The organism is Pantoea sp. B65 (assembly GCF_047308185.1).
Classification (GTDB): Bacteria; Pseudomonadota; Gammaproteobacteria; order Enterobacterales; family Enterobacteriaceae; genus Erwinia.
Window position 1 is genome coordinate 33,307 of record NZ_JAHXPU010000037.1, and the last position, 19,055, is coordinate 52,361.

17 protein-coding genes and 1 riboswitch are annotated in these 19,055 nt (G+C 52.6%); of the genes, 14 read left to right on the top strand and 3 right to left on the bottom strand.

Annotated elements, in window-relative coordinates:
• Positions 1-48: 48 nt before the first annotated feature.
• A riboswitch (Lysine riboswitch) is annotated at positions 49-242 on the bottom strand.
• A 426-nt stretch (positions 243-668) separates the two neighbouring features.
• The 6 genes from pgi to psiE all read left to right on the top strand — a co-directional run bounded on the left by pgi (position 669) and on the right by psiE (position 7,218).
• A complete protein-coding gene (pgi, locus tag JWF83_RS16670) occupies positions 669-2,315 on the top strand; it encodes a glucose-6-phosphate isomerase (RefSeq protein ID WP_413651531.1) in 1,647 nt (548 codons plus the stop codon).
• Between the two features lie 541 nt (positions 2,316-2,856).
• A complete protein-coding gene (gene yjbE, locus JWF83_RS16675) occupies positions 2,857-3,105 on the top strand; it encodes an exopolysaccharide production protein YjbE (protein ID WP_413651532.1) in 249 nt (82 codons plus the stop codon).
• A gap of 78 nt (positions 3,106-3,183) precedes the next feature.
• On the top strand, positions 3,184-3,831 hold the full coding sequence (locus JWF83_RS16680) for a YjbF family lipoprotein (RefSeq protein ID WP_413651533.1): 648 nt from the start codon (positions 3,184-3,186) through the stop codon (positions 3,829-3,831).
• The gene (locus JWF83_RS16685) at positions 3,828-4,571 is read left to right on the top strand and encodes a capsule biosynthesis GfcC D2 domain-containing protein (RefSeq protein ID WP_413651534.1); all 744 of its coding nucleotides are present in this window, start codon (positions 3,828-3,830) and stop codon (positions 4,569-4,571) included. Before JWF83_RS16680 ends, JWF83_RS16685 begins: the two co-directional genes overlap by 4 nt.
• A complete protein-coding gene (locus JWF83_RS16690; protein ID WP_413651535.1) occupies positions 4,571-6,661 on the top strand; it encodes a YjbH domain-containing protein in 2,091 nt (696 codons plus the stop codon). The genes JWF83_RS16685 and JWF83_RS16690 overlap by 1 nt, the downstream gene beginning before the upstream one ends.
• 158 nt (positions 6,662-6,819) lie before the next feature.
• On the top strand, positions 6,820-7,218 hold the full coding sequence (gene psiE / locus JWF83_RS16695; RefSeq protein ID WP_413651536.1) for a phosphate-starvation-inducible protein PsiE: 399 nt from the start codon (positions 6,820-6,822) through the stop codon (positions 7,216-7,218).
• 77 nt (positions 7,219-7,295) lie between these two features.
• On the opposite strand, the gene malG is transcribed toward psiE, so the two are convergent.
• The 3 genes from malG to malE all read right to left on the bottom strand — a co-directional run bounded on the left by malG (position 7,296) and on the right by malE (position 11,034).
• Positions 7,296-8,186, bottom strand: coding sequence for a maltose ABC transporter permease MalG (gene malG, locus JWF83_RS16700; RefSeq protein ID WP_413651537.1), 891 nt, complete (start codon positions 8,184-8,186; stop codon positions 7,296-7,298).
• An 11-nt stretch (positions 8,187-8,197) separates the two neighbouring features.
• Complete coding sequence (gene malF, locus JWF83_RS16705) at positions 8,198-9,739, bottom strand: maltose ABC transporter permease MalF (RefSeq protein WP_413651538.1); 1,542 nt, start codon at positions 9,737-9,739, stop codon at positions 8,198-8,200.
• 98 nt (positions 9,740-9,837) lie between these two features.
• Entirely contained in the window at positions 9,838-11,034 is a 1,197-nt protein-coding gene (gene malE, locus JWF83_RS16710) for a maltose/maltodextrin ABC transporter substrate-binding protein MalE (RefSeq protein WP_413651539.1), read from the bottom strand.
• Between the two features lie 342 nt (positions 11,035-11,376).
• On the opposite strand from malE, the gene malK reads away from it, so the two are divergent.
• From malK to JWF83_RS16750, 8 genes are all read left to right on the top strand, one after another.
• Positions 11,377-12,501 carry a maltose/maltodextrin ABC transporter ATP-binding protein MalK gene (gene malK / locus JWF83_RS16715; protein WP_413651540.1) on the top strand — a complete coding sequence of 375 codons (1,125 nt, stop codon included), beginning with the start codon at positions 11,377-11,379 and terminating at the stop codon, positions 12,499-12,501.
• 25 nt (positions 12,502-12,526) lie between these two features.
• Positions 12,527-13,840: a maltoporin gene (locus JWF83_RS16720; RefSeq protein WP_413651541.1), complete on the top strand. Its 1,314-nt coding sequence runs from the start codon at positions 12,527-12,529 to the stop codon at positions 13,838-13,840.
• 130 nt (positions 13,841-13,970) lie between these two features.
• Positions 13,971-14,903 carry a maltose operon protein MalM gene (gene malM / locus JWF83_RS16725; protein ID WP_413651542.1) on the top strand — a complete coding sequence of 311 codons (933 nt, stop codon included), beginning with the start codon at positions 13,971-13,973 and terminating at the stop codon, positions 14,901-14,903.
• A gap of 166 nt (positions 14,904-15,069) precedes the next feature.
• A complete protein-coding gene (ubiC, locus tag JWF83_RS16730) occupies positions 15,070-15,597 on the top strand; it encodes a chorismate lyase (RefSeq protein WP_413651543.1) in 528 nt (175 codons plus the stop codon).
• Between the two features lie 18 nt (positions 15,598-15,615).
• Positions 15,616-16,482 carry a 4-hydroxybenzoate octaprenyltransferase gene (ubiA, locus tag JWF83_RS16735; protein WP_413651816.1) on the top strand — a complete coding sequence of 289 codons (867 nt, stop codon included), beginning with the start codon at positions 15,616-15,618 and terminating at the stop codon, positions 16,480-16,482.
• Between the two features lie 326 nt (positions 16,483-16,808).
• Positions 16,809-17,426 (top strand): helix-turn-helix domain-containing protein, encoded by a 618-nt coding sequence (locus JWF83_RS16740; protein ID WP_413651544.1) that lies wholly within the window; start codon positions 16,809-16,811, stop codon positions 17,424-17,426.
• Between the two features lie 23 nt (positions 17,427-17,449).
• Positions 17,450-18,214 carry an ABC transporter ATP-binding protein gene (locus JWF83_RS16745; RefSeq protein ID WP_413651545.1) on the top strand — a complete coding sequence of 255 codons (765 nt, stop codon included), beginning with the start codon at positions 17,450-17,452 and terminating at the stop codon, positions 18,212-18,214.
• 70 nt (positions 18,215-18,284) lie between these two features.
• Positions 18,285-19,049: a transporter substrate-binding domain-containing protein gene (locus tag JWF83_RS16750; protein WP_413651546.1), complete on the top strand. Its 765-nt coding sequence runs from the start codon at positions 18,285-18,287 to the stop codon at positions 19,047-19,049.
• Positions 19,050-19,055: the final 6 nt, after the last annotated feature.

Here is a 19,055-nt window from a genome sequence, read left to right on the forward strand (position 1 = left end):
AAGGAAAGAGCGGGAAACGGGGCAGACGTAGAAAAGATTGACTACGATACACCCAGAAGCGCCCCACCTTGCGGATCGTCCGACTGCCGAACGATCCTGGTGACAACCCAGGGGATTCAGCCCCTGCAGTCGATATGCCGCACTCCGCGTGCGTGATACCTCGGCGTCGCACCCCCTTATGTGTCTTCATCGGATACGGTTCCTCCGACACACTACCTGGGCGACGCGCCTCTTCTGGCTTGCGCACGGGTGCGCAAGTAGTCGCTTAGAAATATCGGTTTCTGGCTTCGCTGTCAACGGTTGGCGCTTAATGAATTTGCATTTTTCCAGTGGGTTGTGGCGCACTGATGGCTAAATAAGCCACCCGAGGTCGGCATACAGTCTCGTTTAATCATAATGATAATGACGCAGCACAATGCGTTTCGTTTTCTGGCGCGGCAAGATAGCGCCATAATTTTTTTTTACTTTCGACGACAACAGTGTTCATACTGAAACGCTGTGCGGGGATCATCACCGTCGTCCGAATAATAATGAGTCCCGGCGAAATCCAGCCCAATTGCGGCATTCATAGCCGTAACCTGTTGCAGGAAAAGGGGAGCCAGTCTCCGTCAGCAGGTAAGATAGCGTCCGGTCTGAATTACGGTTCTTAAATACAAAAGAGTGTTGCTATGAAAAATATCAATCCGACACAAACCGCTGCCTGGCACGCTTTGCAGCAGCATTTTGAACAGATGAAAGATGTCCGCATCGCCGATCTTTTTGCTGAAGATGGCGACCGTTTTGCGAAATTCTCTGCCACTTTTGCCGATCAGATGCTGGTGGATTTCTCAAAAAACCGTATTACCAGTGAAACCCTCGACAAGCTGCAGGCATTAGCTAAAGAGACCGATCTGCAGGGTGCCATCAAATCGATGTTCGCCGGTGAGAAGATTAACCGCACCGAAGAACGCGCGGTGCTGCATGTTGCCCTGCGCAACCGCAGCAATACGCCAATTGTGGTGGATGGCAAAGATGTCATGCCGGAAGTGAATGCGGTGCTGGAGAAGATGAAAGCCTTCTCCGCGCGTATCATCAGCGGCGACTGGAAAGGTTACACCGGTAAGCCGATTACTGATGTGGTGAACATTGGTATTGGTGGCTCAGACCTTGGTCCGTTTATGGTGACTGAGGCGCTGCGTCCGTACAAAAACCACCTCAATATGCACTTCGTTTCTAACGTCGATGGCACGCATATTGCGGAAACGCTGAAGAAAGTGAACCCGGAAACCACGCTGTTCCTGGTCGCCTCAAAAACCTTCACCACGCAAGAGACCATGACCAACGCCCATAGCGCGCGCGACTGGTTCCTGGCGACTGCCGGCGATCAGCGGCATGTGGCGAAGCACTTTGCCGCCCTCTCCACCAACGGTAAAGCGGTCAGTGAGTTCGGCATTGATACTCACAATATGTTCGAGTTCTGGGACTGGGTTGGCGGCCGCTACTCTCTGTGGTCAGCGATTGGCCTGTCAATTATCCTGTCGGTGGGCTACGACAACTTTGAGCAGTTGCTGAGCGGCGCGCATGCGATGGATAACCACTTCGCGCAGACCCCCGCAGAGAAAAACCTGCCGATACTGCTGGCGTTGATCGGTATCTGGTACAACAATTTCTTTGGCGCGGAAACCGAAGCTATTCTGCCATACGACCAGTATATGCACCGCTTTGCCGCCTATTTCCAACAGGGGAATATGGAGTCCAACGGTAAGTATGTTGACCGTAACGGCGAGCCAGTCAGCTACCAGACCGGTCCGATTATCTGGGGCGAGCCAGGTACTAACGGCCAGCACGCTTTCTACCAGCTGATTCACCAGGGCACCAAACTGGTTCCTTGTGACTTTATCGCGCCGGCAAGCAGCCACAACCCGCTGAGTGACCACCACGCGAAGCTGTTATCAAATTTCTTTGCGCAGACCGAAGCGCTGGCGTTTGGTAAGTCACGTGAAGTGGTGGAGCAGGAGTATGCCGCCGCCGGCAAAGATGCGAAGTCCGTTGAGCACGTGGCGCCATTCAAAGTATTTGAAGGCAACCGTCCAACCAACTCTATTTTGCTGCGTGATATTACCCCATTCAGCCTTGGCGCATTAATTGCGCTATATGAGCATAAAATCTTTACCCAGGGGATTATTCTCAACATCTTTACCTTCGATCAGTGGGGTGTTGAGCTGGGTAAACAGCTGGCTAACCGCATTCTGCCTGAATTGGGTGGCGCTGAAGCGGTCAGCAGCCATGACAGCTCGACTAATGGATTGATTAACCGCTATAAATCCTGGCGTTAAGTCGCTTTAAGGGCCAGTTCTGGCTGGCCCTTACCATTATTTCCCTTTCCGCGGATGGCGTAACATTTGCGATCCTTTCCACATTTTTGCGCGCTAAAACTGGCGAAAAATGCAAATGTGGACTCAGTTTTATCTGAAAAGTTCATTCAGGGCCATTTTTTAGCTCAAGATTATTCTGATTCACCCTATGATTAGCTGGTACGCTTTAGCGATACTTTCGTTTGTAAATTACTGATAATTAACTACAAAGATTATCATCTCTGCCATTGCGCGTGTTTCTGGCATAAATTCCAGTTAGAAGCGCAAAAAAGGATGATTATCCTGTGCATTCGTGTATTTTTGTAATTAACTGTCGTTAAATACTAATGATTAATATCAAATTGTTAATAATTTTAGTTTTGATGCAATATCAATCCGCGTTAACTTTATATTTTGCCGCCAATCACCCCCCTGATTTCTGGTAATTGGTTGCCCTATACTGAAGTAGTCCGGAATCCATCCGGGCAAGTTATCCATTCATCTAATGAAGGGAATGTTAGTTATGAAAAAAGTCTTATGTGCTGCTGCAGCCATAATGTACTTCGCCGCCGCATCCGCCGCTTTCGCTGCGCCGGGTGATGCAGGTGAAGCAGCGGGAGCGGAGGCGGGCACAATGTCCTCTGGTACCTCTAACGCTGTCGGTATCGGTGCTGTAGGCGCACTTGTTGGTGCTGCTCTACTCGTCTCTGGCGGCGGCGGCGGTGCTAATACCGGTACTACAACCACTACCACCACGAGCACCACTCCTTAAGTTGGCTCAATTAATCATAACCACACAGCCGTGTGGTTATTTCTTGATTTTGTTGGAATTCGTTCAGGGACCACACAGGTGCGCTATATTCCATTGCTGCTTCTCTGCCTGCTTCTTCAGGCTTGTTCCCAAACCCAGCAGGGTATTGGGGAAACCCTTAAACTAGCTTTTACCAGCGTCGATGATGTTACCGTCAGCGATGAAAAAGTCCGGACGATACCCTATGCCAGCATGTATCTGCGTATTGATAATGGGCAGCGTATTTTTGTGGTGCTGGGTTATGACGAAAACGGCCAGCAGAAATGGATTACCCAGGATCAGTCGATGCTGGTCACCCGTTACGGGCGAGTGGTAAAAACCGTCGGACTTTCTGATAATCTGCTTGATATTAATAACCTGCAGCAGGATCCGCTGGCGAAGGGCCTGGCGCTCGCCGATGGCGATAGCTGGACGCGCACCCTTATTTGGACCGAGAACCAACAACTGCGTTCGGGTACTGCGGTATCTCATTTCACGCGTGATAAAGATCAGCTATTGGATCTGGCCGGGAAGAAGGTTGCCTGCCGGGTGTATCGTGAAGAGGTAGAGATCGCCGCTAACGGCAAATCGTGGTCAAACACCTTCTGGGTTGATGCTACTACCGGTCAGGTTCGCCAGACGCAGCAGGCGTTAGGCGCTGACTACCTTCCTGTTGAAACTACTATCTTGAAGCCCGCGAAATCATGAAAAAAATAACATTACTTCTCGCAGGGATTGTTTCCTGCCTGCCGCTCTGTGCTGCCGCAGAGAGCCAGGTGACGGTGCATTATCCGGGGCAATCGGAAGTCGCCATCGTCAGTCATGCGGCTAATTTGTCACAGCTGGTCGCCAGCCCGGCATTTGCCGGTAAAACCTGGTGGCCGGGTACAGTGATCGCCGAAAGGCTCGCCACGGCGGCGGCGCAGCAACAGTATCAGCAACTGATGGCGCGTCTGAAAGCTTACCGCGATGATAGCGACGGCGATAAAGCGGCAGCCATTAATAATGTCATTCAGCAATTGTCGGCGGTGAAAGTCACTGGCCGGCAGTTCGTTAACCTCGACCCGGACTGGGTTCGGGTGCGTCCGGTAGAAAATCGCCGTCTGGAAGGGGAGTACGATGTGTATACCCTGGCCAAACCGAATTCAGTCACCCTGTTTGGCGCCATCAGCGGCAGCGGCAAGGTGAGCTGGCAGCCGGGGGTGGAAACCCGCGATTATTTTGATGGTCATGAACGTCTGGCCGGTGCTGAACGCAATATTGCACTGGTGATTGCGCCTTCCGGCGAGGTACGCGAGGTACCGATTGCTTACTGGAATCATCGCCACGTTGAAGTCGAGCCGGGGTCGACGATTTATCTCGGTTTCTCTTCCTGGTCGTTGCCGGGCGCTTACGAAGACCTGAACCAACAAATTATTTCTGTTTTGACGCACCGGATCCCTGACTGATGAAAAAACGTTATCTTCTCAGCTTCTTATCCCTTTCTGTCGCCTGCGCCTGTCAGGCCCAGGCGGCAAGCTACTCTGAACCGGTTGGGCCATCACAGTCAGATTTTGGTGGTGTCGGTCTGTTGCAGGTGCCGACGGCGCGTATGGCGAAAGATGGCGAGTTCAGCCTGAACTATCGCTGGAACGATCAGTACCGTTTCTACTCGTCATCCATTCAGCTGTTTCCATGGCTGGAAGCCACCATTCGTTATACCGACGTCAGAACCCGCCTTTACAGTAGCGTGGAGAGTTTCAGCGGCAACCAAACTTATAAAGATAAAGCTTTCGACCTGAAACTGCGTTTATGGGAAGAGGGCTACTGGCTGCCGCAAGTGGCGCTGGGTACCCGCGACCTTGGTGGTACCGGTTTGTTCGACAGTGAGTATTTGGTGGCCAGTAAAGCCTGGGGCCCCCTTGATTTCACGCTCGGTCTCGGCTGGGGATATATTGGTAACAGCGGCAACGTGAAAAACCCGTTCTGTGAAGCCAGTGATTCCTTTTGTACCCGCAGTGGCAGCAACACTACCGGTACCATTAATGGTAGTGAGATGTTCCATGGCCCGAGCGCGCTGTTTGGTGGCGTCGAGTATCAGACCCCCTGGCAGCCACTGCGTCTGAAAATGGAATATGAAGGTAACGACTATCAGGGAGATTATGCCGGTAAGCTGAAGCAGAACAGCAAAGTTAACGTCGGGGCGATTTATCGCGCTGCCAGCTGGGCGGACATCAACCTCAGCTATGAGCGCGGCAATACCCTGATGGCTGGTTTTACCCTGCGCGCCAACTTTGATGAGATGCGTCAGCCGCACGTTGATGCGCGTAAGCCAGACTATCAGCCAAATCCACAACCGGATTTTTTACAGTCCACCGTGGCGGCAAATCAGCTTACCGATCTGAAATACAATGCCGGTCTGGATGCGCCGAATCTGCAGGTGAAGGGCCATACCCTGTATGTCACCGGCGAGCAGTATAAGTATCGCGATACCCAGGAAGGGGTGGACCGCGCCAATATTATTCTGATGAATAATCTGCCAGCCAAAGTGGATACCCTGAGCGTGACGCAGACCCGTTACGGTATGCCGCAGGTGACCACCGAAACCAAAGTCGACAGCCTGCGTCAGCAGCTGGAAGGCTACCCGCTGGGTCATGAAAAACCGCTGGAACAGCAGCGTGTTGAGCCGATCGAACCGGGTAAAACCGAGCAGGGTTACTATATTGAGAAAGACAGCCTGAACTATAGCTTGTCGCCAGTGCTGAACCAGTCGGTTGGCGGGGCGGAAAACTTCTATATGTATCAGGCCGGCTTGATGGGTAATGCGGATTACTGGCTGACGAATCATCTGGTAGTCGGCGGTGGGGTATTTGTTAACCTTGCCAATAACTATGACAAGTTCAATTACACCAATCCGCCTTCCGACTCCACACTGCCGCGGGTACGTACACGTATTCGTGAATATGTGCAGAACGATACTTACGTGAATAACCTGCAGGCCAACTACTTCCAGTATCTGGGTAATGGTTTCTACGGTCAGGTGTATGGCGGCTATCTGGAGACCATGTACGGTGGCGCCGGTGCTGAAGTGATCTACCGTCCGCTGGACTCCAGCTGGGCATTGGGTGTTGATGCCAACTACGTGAAGCAGCGTGACTGGGACAACATGATGAACTTCGCCGACTATAGCGCGAAGACCGGACACCTGACCGGTTACTGGAAGCCAGGCTTTATGGATGGCGTGCTGATGAAACTCAGCGTCGGTCAGTATCTGGCGGAGGATAAAGGCGGCACCGTTGATATCTCGAAACAGTTCGACAGTGGCGTTATCGTCGGGGCTTACGCGACCCTCACTAATGTGTCATCAGCGGATTATGGCGAGGGCAGTTTCACCAAAGGCTTCTATGTCTCGGTGCCACTGGATCTGTTCAGTCTGACGCCGGTACGTGGCCGTGCGCAGGTGAACTGGACGCCGTTGACACGTGATGGCGGACAGAAACTGGGACGCCAGTATTCACTGTATGATATGACCACTGACCGCGATATTAATTTCAAATAACTCAGCGGGCGGAATCAATCACCTTAACGGGGCGGCAATGTTGCCGCCCTTTTTATTGCCGGCTGTTATCGTGATATCTTGTGATCTTCATCACACTAAAGCATATTGTGGCCATCGGCGCTGGCCGTGACATAACAATAAATGTTGAGGGTGTGGGTATGATTACCGGAATGCGTATCGCCAATGTGCTACAGATGGTGCTGAATGTTGGCCTGCTGGTGTTAGGCGTGATTTTGATTATCTTTTTAGGTAAGGAAACGGTCCATTTAGCCAATGTACTGCTGAATACCGGCGAGCAGGCATCATCCTATCTGCTGATTGACGGCATCGTTATCTATTTTCTCTACTTCGAGTTTATTGCGCTGATCGTCAAGTATTTTCAGTCGGGCTATCACTTCCCGCTGCGTTATTTTGTCTATATCGGCATCACCGCGATTATTCGCCTGATTATTGTCGATCATAAAAACCCTTTCGATACCCTCGCCTATTCGGCAGCGATTCTGATCCTGGTGATCACTCTGTGGCTGGCAAACAGCAATCGCCTGAAACGCGAATAAAAAAAGGCGGCCTGAGGGGGCCGCCAAAGACACAGGTATCGCAGTGGCAATAACAACAGTGGCAATAACAGAGAAATCTAACCTTTCACACCGCCGGCGGTTAAGCCATTAACCAGCCAGCGCTGCGCCAGCAGAAAGACGATGGTAATCGGCAGGGCGGAAAGCACTGCCGCTGCGGCAAAATCCCCCCACAGATAGTTTTGCGGATTAAGGTATTGCTGCATGCCGACCGCCAGCGTGTAGCTGTTTACATCACGCAATAGCAGGGAAGCCACCGGCACTTCGGTCACCGCGGCAATAAACGACAGGATAAATACCACCGCCAGAATCGGTACCGAAAGCGGTAACAGAATCAGGCGGAATGCCTGCCACGGTGTGGCGCCATCCAGTGCCGCCGCCTCTTCCAGCGAACTATCAATGGTTTCGAAATACCCCTTGATCGTCCAGACATGCAGCGCGATGCCCCCCAGATAGGCAAATACCAGACCGGCATGGGTATTCAGCCCGATAAACGGAATGTACTGCCCGAGGCGATCAAACAGCGCATACAGGGCAACCAGTGATAGCACCGCCGGGAACATCTGAAAAATCAACATCCCTTTCAATAAGCTGGCCTTACCGCGAAAACGCATACGGGCAAAGGCATAGGCGCAGGTGGTGGAGAGCGCCACGATGCCAGTCGCGGTAATCGCAGCCACTTTTATCGAGTTCCACAACCACAGCAGTACCGGAAAGGGCGGCGGCGTGACACTGCCATTTTCATGGGTTAACGCGAAACCCAGCGCCAGTTTCCAGTGGTCCCAGGAGATCTGCTCGGGCAACAGGCTGCCAATCGAATAATTCCCCGGGCGCAGTGAAATCGCCACCACCATTAACAGTGGATACATAATCAGCACGATAAAACCCAGCAGGAGTAGATGGGTGCCTGCCAGCCGTAGCTTCTGTGATTTGGTTTGTACGATAGCCATAATGTCGCTCCTTACTGAATCTTCATGCGTGTGGCTTTCAGGTTGAGGATGGCGAGGGCGCCAACCAGCAGGAAAATCAGTGTGGCAATTGCCGCTGCCAGACCAAAGTCCTGTCCACCGCCTCCTTCAAAGGCAATGCGCCAGGTATAGCTAACCAGCAAGTCGGTATAACCCGCCGGAGTGGTGGTGCCGAGACGATCCGGCCCGCCGTTGGTTAACAGCTGGATCAGCACAAAGTTATTAAAGTTAAAGGCAAAACTGGCGATCATCAGTGGCGTCAGGGGCTTAATCAGCAACGGTAAAGTAATGCGGAAAAAGTTCTGCATGGGCGTCGCGCCATCCATCGCCGAGGCTTCATACAGGTCATCGGGTATTGCTTTCAGCAGCCCCATGCAGAGGATCATCATGTAGGGGTAGCCCAGCCAGGTATTGACGATAATCAGCATCCCGCGCGCCAGCGTCGGGTCGCTAAACCATGCTGGTTTAATCCCCAGCAGGCTTTGCAGCATCAGATTGATTTCGCCAAAGCTCTGGTTAAATAACCCCTTAAAAATCAATATGGAGATAAATGCCGGCACCGCATAGGGCAGGATCAGCAGCAAACGGTATACTGCGCGTCCCTGCAGTGACTCCCACTGCATCAGGCACGCCAGCACCATGCCGACCGCCACCGTCAGCAGCACGGTTACCGCCGAGAACACCACCGTCCAGACAAAGATGGCCATAAAAGGCTTTTTAATGCCTTCGTCAGTCATCACCCGCAGGAAGTTTTTCCAGCCAACCGCCACGGTATAGCCCGGGTTTAATTTGTCCCCGGTCCAGTGTTGTGCGGCATCTTTGCTCTGATAAAATCCGCTGTTGTCGTTTGGCCACCACACCGTACCGTTCTGCTTATCGGTCAGGGTGCCATCGGCGCCAGGGGTATACAACGGTTGAGTGCCGGAGAACTGGCGCAATGAACTCATCCGTACTTTACTGCCATCGGGCATCAGCGCTGTCAGCAGGCTCAGAGCCTGGCGATTCTGCGTGACGACGCGCAGCATGGCGCGTTCGCCAGCAGGCGGCGCTTCCGCTTTGGCAAGGGTCAGGGTTTGCTGATTCTGCGTATCAAAGCGAAAGGGCGGCGAAACAAACTGCGTGTTATCGGCAGCGCTCAGCGCCAGAATCCAGCGATCGCCCTGTGGATAGAGGGCGAAGTTATAGCCGCTTCCGGACTGAAACTGGCGATCCATCAGCACCTGTTGCGCGCGCTCAAAAGTGAGCTGATTGGTGCTGCTATAGTTAGTAAAGGCGATAGCGATGGTACAAGCCAGCGGAAACAGGACGAACAGTCCAATGCCGGCTAAACCAGGGTAGACATAACGCCAGGCGGACGTGCGGCGCTGGGCGAAAATGACCAGTCCGGTGCTCAGCAGTATCAGCGTCAGAATAGCGAACAGATATTCGCCCTGCACATACATCAATACCACCAGATAACCGGAAAGCAGGGTACAGAGGGCAAGAACCAGCCACTTCAGGGCGTCGTGCGACCACCACCATGCAGATTTTGCCATTAAATATTCCTTTTGTCCCATATGTAGGGGAGCCATTTATGGCTCCCGTATCAATGATTTGCACCGAATCCAGGGGGCATTTATGCCGCCCGTATCGATTATTTAATCATCCGTTTTTCGGCATCTTCCAGTGCCGCTTTCACCGTCTGACGGCCGTTAATGGCATTCTGTATCGCAGTACGTTCGGCATACCAGAAGGCGCTCATTTGCGGGATATTTGGCATCACTTCACCTTTCTGCGAGTTGGCCATAGTGGCGGCAATCTTCGGATCGGCCGCCAGCTTCTGCTGATACGATTTCAGCGCCACGGCGCCGAGCGGCTTATCGGCGTTGACTTTCGCCAGCCCATCGTCAGTCAGCAAATAGTTTTCGAGGAACTCTTTCGCCAGCTCTTTATTCGGGCTGGCCGCATTGATGCCGGCGCTTAATACGCCAACGAAAGGTTTTGACGGTTTACCTTTAAAGCCCGGCAGTAGCGTCACGCCATAATTGACTTTGGCGCTATCAATATTACCCCATGCCCACGGACCATTAATGGTCATCGCAGTCTCCCCTTTATTAAAGGCGGCTTCGGCAATGGCATAGTCGGTATCAGCATTCAGATGTTTGTTTTTTACCAGATCGACAAGGAATTGCAGGCCCGCCTGCGAACCGGTATTGGCGACGCCAACGTTTTTCAGGTTATAGCTGCCATCAGGCTGTTTTTTAAAGGCATAGCCACCGTCGGCGGCGGTAATCGGCCAGGTGAAGTAGGGTTCCTGCAGGTTGAACATAATGGCGCTCTTCCCTTTTGCGCGCAGTTTTTTGTCCAGTGCCGGGATCTCTTCCCAGGTTTTTGGTGGTTCCGGCAGCAGGTCTTTGTTGTAAATCAGCGATAACGACTCTACCGCCACCGGATAGCCAATCAGCTTGCCGTTAAAGCGCAGCGCATCCCAGGTGAAGGGGTAAATTTTATCCTGCAGCGCTTTATCCGGGCTGATTTCTGCCAGCAGGCCGGATTGCGCATAACCGCCAAAGCGATCGTGAGCCCAGAAAATAATATCCGGGCCGTCACCGGTTGCGGCAACCTGCGGATACTTCTCTTCCAGTTTATCGGGATGCTCAACCGTCACTTTGATGCCGGTATCCTGTTCAAACTTCTTACCGACTTCAGCCAGACCGTTGTAGCCTTTATCACCATTGATCCAGATGACCAGCTTACCTTCTTCGATTTTAGCCAGCGCGGCGCCTGGTAACATGGCGCTGGTTAAGGCACACAACAACAGCGTTTTTGTATTCAGTTTGAACTTTGACATTTCCCTTTCCTCTAATCATTAGCGGTTGTCTTACCGCCAGCAGTCTGCGGATAACTGCACTGCGCCTCATCCTCCCTTGCTCTACGCCCTGCATGGCGGAACTGTGATCGCCATGGCTTTTTGACGCCTTTCTGCGTACCAGACCACAAAAACCATCCCCTTTTTTTGCCAGCACGATCACGAAAATCTGTTTTCTGCGCAGGGTTCGCGTACCCGGCCGCGCCACTCATCCTCCTGCCTCCTCCCCCATAAAAAAGCCGCAGGCGGAGGATTGCAGCGCCAAAGTCATCCGACACACTCGCAACCATTCGATAAGCGGTACGAACGGGACAGGAGAGGTAAATGGCGAGCGTGGTGCTAAAGGATGTCACCAAAGCCTGGGGCGATGTGGTGGTAGCGAAAGATATCAATCTGACCATCGCCGAAGGGGAATTTGTGGTGTTTGTCGGGCCGTCTGGCTGCGGCAAATCCACGCTGCTACGCATGATTGCTGGTTTGGAAGAGATCACCACGGGAGAGTTACTGATTGGCGATAAACGTATGAATGAAGTGCCGCCAGCCGGACGTGGCGTCGGCATGGTGTTTCAGTCGTATGCTCTCTATCCGCACCTGTCGGTGGCGGAAAATATGTCTTTCGGTCTGAAGCTGGCCGGGCGGCCAAAAGCGGAAATTCAGCAGCGCGTTACGCAGGTAGCAGATGTTCTGCAACTGGGGCATCTGCTGGAGCGCCAGCCGAAAGCCCTGTCGGGCGGTCAGCGTCAGCGCGTGGCGATTGGTCGCACGCTGGTGGCGGAACCTCAGGTTTTCCTGCTGGATGAACCGCTATCTAACCTTGATGCGGCGCTGCGGGTACAGATGCGCATTGAGATTTCCCGGCTGCATAAACGACTGCAGCGCACCATGATTTACGTCACTCACGATCAGGTAGAAGCGATGACGCTGGCCGACAAAATCGTGGTACTGGAAGGCGGCCGGATTGCCCAGATCGGCAAGCCGCTGGAGTTATATCACTACCCCGCCAATCGCTTTGTCGCCGGTTTTATCGGCTCGCCAAGAATGAATTTCCTGCCGGTCAAAGTCACCAATAAGGCCATCGACCAGGTACAGGTTGAACTGCCTAACCGCCAGCAAATCTGGCTGACGGTCGACAGCACCGATGTACAGGTCGGCGCCAATATGTCGCTCGGTATTCGCCCGGAACATCTGCTGCCCAGTGAGGTTGCCGACGTCACGCTCTCCGGCGTGGTGCAGGTAGTCGAGCAACTGGGACATGAAACGCAAATTCATATCCAGATTCCGGCACTGCGTCAAAACCTGGTTTACCGCCAGAACGACGTGGTGCTGGTAGAAGAAGGTGCCCATTACGCCATCGGCCTGCCGCCACAACGCTGTCATCTGTTTCGTGAAGATGGCCGCGCCTGTCGCCGGTTACACAGAGAGCCGGGTGTTGAAGCACGCCAGCAGTAATAATGAGAACAGGAGAACATCAAAGATGATAATGCTGCGTAAATATCCTCTGGCCGTGGCAGTGGCTGTAGCGGTGATCTCAACCCAGGCTGCTGCGGTTGATTTCAAAGGTTATGCGCGTTCGGGCATTGGCTGGACCGGTAGCGGCGGCGAGCAGCAATGCTTCAAGGCAACCGGCGCTGACAGTAAATATCGTCTCGGTAACGAGTGCGAAACTTACGCCGAAATCCAGCTGGGTCAGGAAGTGTGGAAGGACGGTGATAAAAGCTTCTATGTCGATAGCATGATCGGCTATGCGGTCGATCAGCAGAACGATTATGAGGAGACATCGCCGGCGGTACGCCAGATGAATGTGGTCGGTAAAAACCTGATCGATGCGTTGCCTGGCGCCAATATCTGGGCGGGTAAACGTTACTATCAACGTCATGACGTCCATATGATCGACTTCTACTACTGGGATGTTTCTGGTCCTGGCGGCGGTATCGAAAATATCGATCTTGGCTTTGGTAAGCTGTCGCTGGCGGCAACCCGTAATAGCGAAGCCGGTGGCTCGCAGACCTTTGTTAATGGCACCACCCGTACCAAAGATCTCTCTAACGATATCTTTGACGTGCGTCTGGGACAGATGCAGGTCAACCCGGGCGGCTCGCTGGAGGTTGGTTTTGACTATGGCAGCGCCAACGAGACTGACGGCTACCAGCGTGTTTCCGAAGATAACTCCAAAGATGGCTGGATGGGCACCATTCAGCATACTCAGACTTTCGGCGCCAGCGACAGCCTGAATAAATTCGTCGTGCAGTATGCCACCGATGCGATGACGCAGAATCGCAATGGTCGTCCGGCTACCGCGCAGAATAATAATGGCTCGATGCTGCGGGTGATCGATCACGGTGCGATCGATTTTAACGATACCTGGAGCCTGATGTATGTCGGTATGTACCAGAATGTGGATCGCGACAACAACAATGGTACCACCTGGTACACCGCGGGTGTGCGTCCGATGTACAAATGGACGCCGATTATGAGCACCTTACTGGAACTCGGCTACGACAATGTGAAGGCGCAAAATACTGGCGACCACAACAACCAGTACAAAGTAACCCTGGCACAGCAGTGGCAGGCAGGCAGCAGTATCTGGTCACGTCCGGCGATTCGCCTGTTCGCCACCTATGCTAAATGGGATGAAAACTGGGGTTACTCCTCTTCAACCGTTGGCGATAGCAACTACGTCGCCGGTGTCGCCAATGGTACGGCATTAAGTGATACCAGCACGCGGAAATTCAGCCGCGGCGATGACGATGAAATCTCTTTCGGCGTGCAGATGGAAGCCTGGTGGTAACGACTGTCGTTATAGCGGGCGGCATGCATCAATGCCGCCCCTGTCGTGCCCGGGGGAACCATTAATGGCTCTGCTTACCCCGTTTCCTATTGCCTGAGGAACACGGGGGATCCTATTGAGGAAAACAACAATGAAAAAACAGTTACTCGCCCTCTGCCTGCTGCAGGCGCTGAGTGGCGCCGCGCTATCGACAACCTATGCCGCCAGTAGTGTGAATCCGCAGAACGTCTCCACGGCTCCAGTTATTGCGCAGGATAAGCTGCACAGTCTCTCCTGGCTGCCGGTTACACCGCCAGCCACACAAGATATTGAACTGAACACTTCATCTATCACCCTTAATCAGGGCAATATTCGCGGCGCTGTTGCCGCTATCGCACTGCCGGCCGATCAGGGTTCGCTGGAAATTACCCTCGCCAGTAACATTAAAGACCGGCGTGTTTATGTACCAAATGTACTGGTTCTGGATGAGCAGTTACAGCCGGCGGCCTACTTCCCCGGCAGCTATTTCCCATATGCCAAACCGGGGATTACTGCCGGTAACCGACTGGAAGGCACCATGAAACTGACGCCGGTGCTGGGACAGAAACAGATTTATCTGCTGATCTACACCACCAGCGAAGATCTGGCGCGGACGTCGACGATGATTAATCCGGCGAAGCTGTACGCGGAAGGCGCGAATAACGCGATTCCTGATGTACCGGATCCGCTGGTGCAGCATACCCCTGGCGGTACGCTGTCGCTGAAAGTTAAAACCGAGCAAAACAGCGGCAATATTATGATTGGAAAACTTTTCGGTGCCTCCGATGCTAAACCGGTAGTGGTAGGCAGCAGCGCCGCAAGGACGGTGGCTGTTGCGCCTGCTGCGGCGCCAGCGCCTTCCGCCGCCGCGGCGAAAGCAGAGCCGATGCTGAACGATACGGAAAGTTACTTTAACCATGGTATCCGCCAGGCAGTCAAAGCCGGTGATATTGATAAAGCGCTGAAGCTGATGAATGAGGCTGAACGTCTGGGTTCTTCATCGGCGCGCGCGACTTTTATCAGCAGTGTGAAAGGCAAGGGATGATTGCGTCCCCATATTGCTGATGTTGCCCGACGATTGGTGCGTCATTGACGCACCCTTTTTAACGCTTACACGCCAGATAATTTTCACGATTTCCCAACCCGTGGCGTGTTCTCCACGAGGCTCTGCGTTACACTACGGCATCTGATTTTTTACCCGGAGATGCCGTATGTCGGATAACGCGCTTGCGTTACTGCGCGCGATCGAATGGCTTCCCGCTTCGTCACCTTCGCTCTCTGCGCCGCTGCTGGACTGGCTGCTGGAAGAGGACTCAATGACGAAGCGTTTTGAGCGTCACTGCAACCAGGTCACCGTTGAGCCACTGCGCGAAGGGTTTATCAGCGCGACAGAGGTCGGCGACGAAGTGACATTACTGCCGCCGGAGCAGCGCTACTGGCTACGCGAAATCTTATTATTCGGCGACGGTGTGCCCTGGCTGGCCGGGCGTACTATTGTACCGGAATCCACGCTGAATGGTCCGGAGGCGATGCTGCAGGATCTGGGCACGCGCCCGCTCGGCCGCTATCTGTTCTCCTCTTCGACGCTGACCCGCGATTTTATTGAACCCGGTACGATTCATTCGCTATGGGGACGCCGTTCCCGTCTGCGCCTCTCCGGTAAACCGTTACTCCTTACCGAACTTTTTTTACCTGCGGCGCCGCTCTACCAGAGCCCGTCAGCAGAAGGATCGCAATAAGTGGAAAGACCTCTGACGATGACGCGTTTTCAGGCCTGGAGCCGCCTGATGCGTATTGATAAACCTATTGGCTCACTGTTGCTGCTGTGGCCAACCCTCTGGGCGCTGTGGCTCGCCGGCATGGCAGTACCTGCCATCAAGGTGCTGCTGGTGTTTGTGCCAGGGGTATTCTTTATGCGCGCGGCGGGCTGTGTGGTTAATGACTATGCCGATCGTAAAATCGATGGCCACGTCAGGCGCACCGCTTCACGCCCGTTGCCGAGCGGCGCCGTAAGTGAGAAAGAGGCCAAATTACTGTTTGTGGCGCTGGTGCTGGTGTCATTTGCCCTGGTGCTGACGATGAACGCGATGACTATCTGGCTGTCGTTTGCCGGGCTGGCACTGGCGTGGATCTATCCGTTTATGAAGCGCTATACCCACCTGCCGCAGGTGGTGCTGGGGGCGGCATTTGGCTGGGCGATCCCGATGGCATGGGCGGCGATCAGTGAGAGCGTACCGCTAACCTGCTGGCTGCTGTTCTGCGCCAATATTTGCTGGACGGTGGCGTACGATACGCAGTATGCGATGGTGGACCGCGATGATGATGTGAAGATTGGCGTCAAATCCACCGCCATTCTGTTTGGTCGTTATGACACATTTATTATTGGCTTACTACAGCTGGCAACGTTGTTGCTGCTGGCGGCGATTGGTCTGCTGATGCATCTTAACGCGGCTTTCTGGTGTGCGATTGTGCTGGCGGCAGCGCTGTTTATCTATCAGCAGAAACTGATCTCGGCACGTGAACGTACCGCCTGCTTCCAGGCATTTTTAAATAATAACTACGTCGGGCTGGTGCTATTTATTGGTGTGGCGCTTAATACCGCACCTTTTACCCACTGGTGGTAAGCGACGAAGACCGGGGCGAAGCCCTTCGCCCCTGCGCTCTGGCGGTAGCTATGCGCCCACTGCACTTTTTTAAAGCAAATTCGTCATAAGAGTGCAAAAGCTGCACCGCATCCTTTTTTGTGTACCTATATGACACAAATTTCCGCCGTTAGCAGCAGAAAACCCACCGAAAAAATCCATTCCCTGGCGTCACAAAAGCAGTGGGTATAAAAATTATCCAATGTATTTTGTTGATATATGGCACTATTTTTATATTAAGACTTCCTGGTTAACCACGGGAGATATTTCCTGGCATAAATAGTGCTTCAGAAATCAGGTAACCTAATATGCAACCTGAGAATGCCATAAGTATGAATGATCCTTTCCCGCCTGATGCGATGAATAGCAATCAGGATGACTTTAATGTCGGTAAACGGCTGCGTGCGGTACGTAAAGAAAAAGGCATCAGCATCGATTATGTCGCTGAACAGGTCGGCGTCAGTAAGTCTTTTATCAGCAAACTTGAACGTAACGTCACGCAAGCATCGATAGCGACCTTACTCCGCGTTTGTGATGTGGTCGGGATTACGCCATCAAAATTATTTGAACCGCCGAAAACCAGTTTCGTTCCTGCCGGGCAGGGTACTCCCATTAGTCTGGGCGGTGAGAAAATGAAGGAGTATCTGATCAGCGGCGCCGGTAATAACGAAATGATGGTGTTGCGATCCGAAATTATGCCGCAAGGGGGTTCCGGTCCGGAACCCTACACCCTGAAAGCGGATGCCGATATGGTGCATGTGCTATCCGGCTGCCTGGAAATTACCATTGAAGATAATAAATATGTCCTGCATCAGGGCGATACGCTGACATTTAAGCCGTCGTTACCCCACCTCTGGCTGAATCCGTCCGCAACCGAGCAATGCACCGCTATATGGGTCATCGTGCCGCCACCCAAGGGTAATTAACTGCAGCAGGGGCAGAGATAGATATGTTATCAGTGACAAACTTACATAAGCGTTATGGCGACCATGAAGTACTGAAAGGCGTATCGCTGAGCGCCGCCAGCGGTGAGGTAATTTCGCTTATTGGTTCCAGCGGCTCTGGCAAGAGTACTTTTCTGCGCTGTATTAATTACCTGGAGCAGCCCTCGGAAGGGATTATCAGGCTGAATGGTGAACAACTGCATACACGTCGTTGCAGTCGCAGCGGTAATCTGCTGGCCAAAGATGCCCGGCAGCTGAAAAAAATACGCGGCAGATTGTCGATGGTATTTCAGAATTTCTGTCTATGGTCACATATGAACGTCCTGCAGAATGTGATGGAAGCGCCGGTAAAAGTTCTCGGAATGGCTAAACAGATGGCGCGGGAACAAGCCGAAATCAATTTGCTTAAAGTCGGCATGGATAAAAGAAGCTGGTCGCAATATCCCGCTGCGCTGTCAGGTGGGCAACAGCAGCGGGTGGCGATTGCCAGAGCGCTGTCGATGGATCCGGCAGTGATGTTATTTGATGAGCCGACTTCCGCCCTCGATCCTGAAAGGGTTAATGGGGTATTACTGATTATGCAAAAACTCGCCGAAGAAGGGCGAACCATGCTGGTGGTGACCCATGAAATGGGATTTGCCCGCCATGTTTCAACCAAAACGTTATTCCTGCACCAGGGAATTATTGAAGAAGAGGGGCCGCCAGAAAAGATATTTTCAAATCCGGACAGTGAACGATTAAAGCAATTCTTATCCAGCAATATTAAATAATTTTATTCACTTATATTCCGGTAGCAATCGCGCTGCCAGTGGAATGCTATGCCTACATCGGGAGATATTTATGAAGAAAATAGCGAAAGTTATTCTTGGTCTTGCGCTTTGCATTCAGGCTAGCGCCGCGCTGAGTAAAGAGCAGATTACCATTGCCACAGATGCCACTTTCCCACCGTTTGAATCGATCGATGCTAATGGCAAGCTGGTGGGCTATGATATTGAACTGGCAGAGGCGGTTTGCAAGGCCGCGGAACTTAATTGCAAAATCATCAGCGCCGCCTGGGACGGGATGATCCCGGGACTATTAAATCGTAAATATGATGCATTAATATCACAACTGACCGTCACGGAAGCGCGCCGTAAGGCGATGGCATTCAGTGATATTTACGATCATCCGACCTTCCGTTTTGTCGCCAGAAAGGGGGCAATTAGCGACACCTCGCCGGAAGGGATGAAAGGCAAGGTGATTGCGGTTCAGAGCGGGACGCCAATGGATGCTTATGTCACCAAAAACTATAAACAAAGTATTATTAAAAAATACAGCAGCGGCAGCGAGCCCTATCTGGAGTTGAAAGCGGGGCGTGCCGATGTCCATATGAGTTATGAAGCCCAAATCGATTACAGTTTCCTGCGGACCAGTGACGGTAAAAATTATCAGTTCGTCGGGCCTCGCCTGAGCGGGAAAGATGCACCGGAATTTGGTGAAGGTGTGGCGATCGCGATTAATAAACGCAATACCGAACTGTTAGCGGATATCAACAAAGGTATCAGGACGATAAAAGAGAATGGCACCCTGAGTGCTCTTAATAAGAAGTACTTCACAGCTGAGTAATTTTTG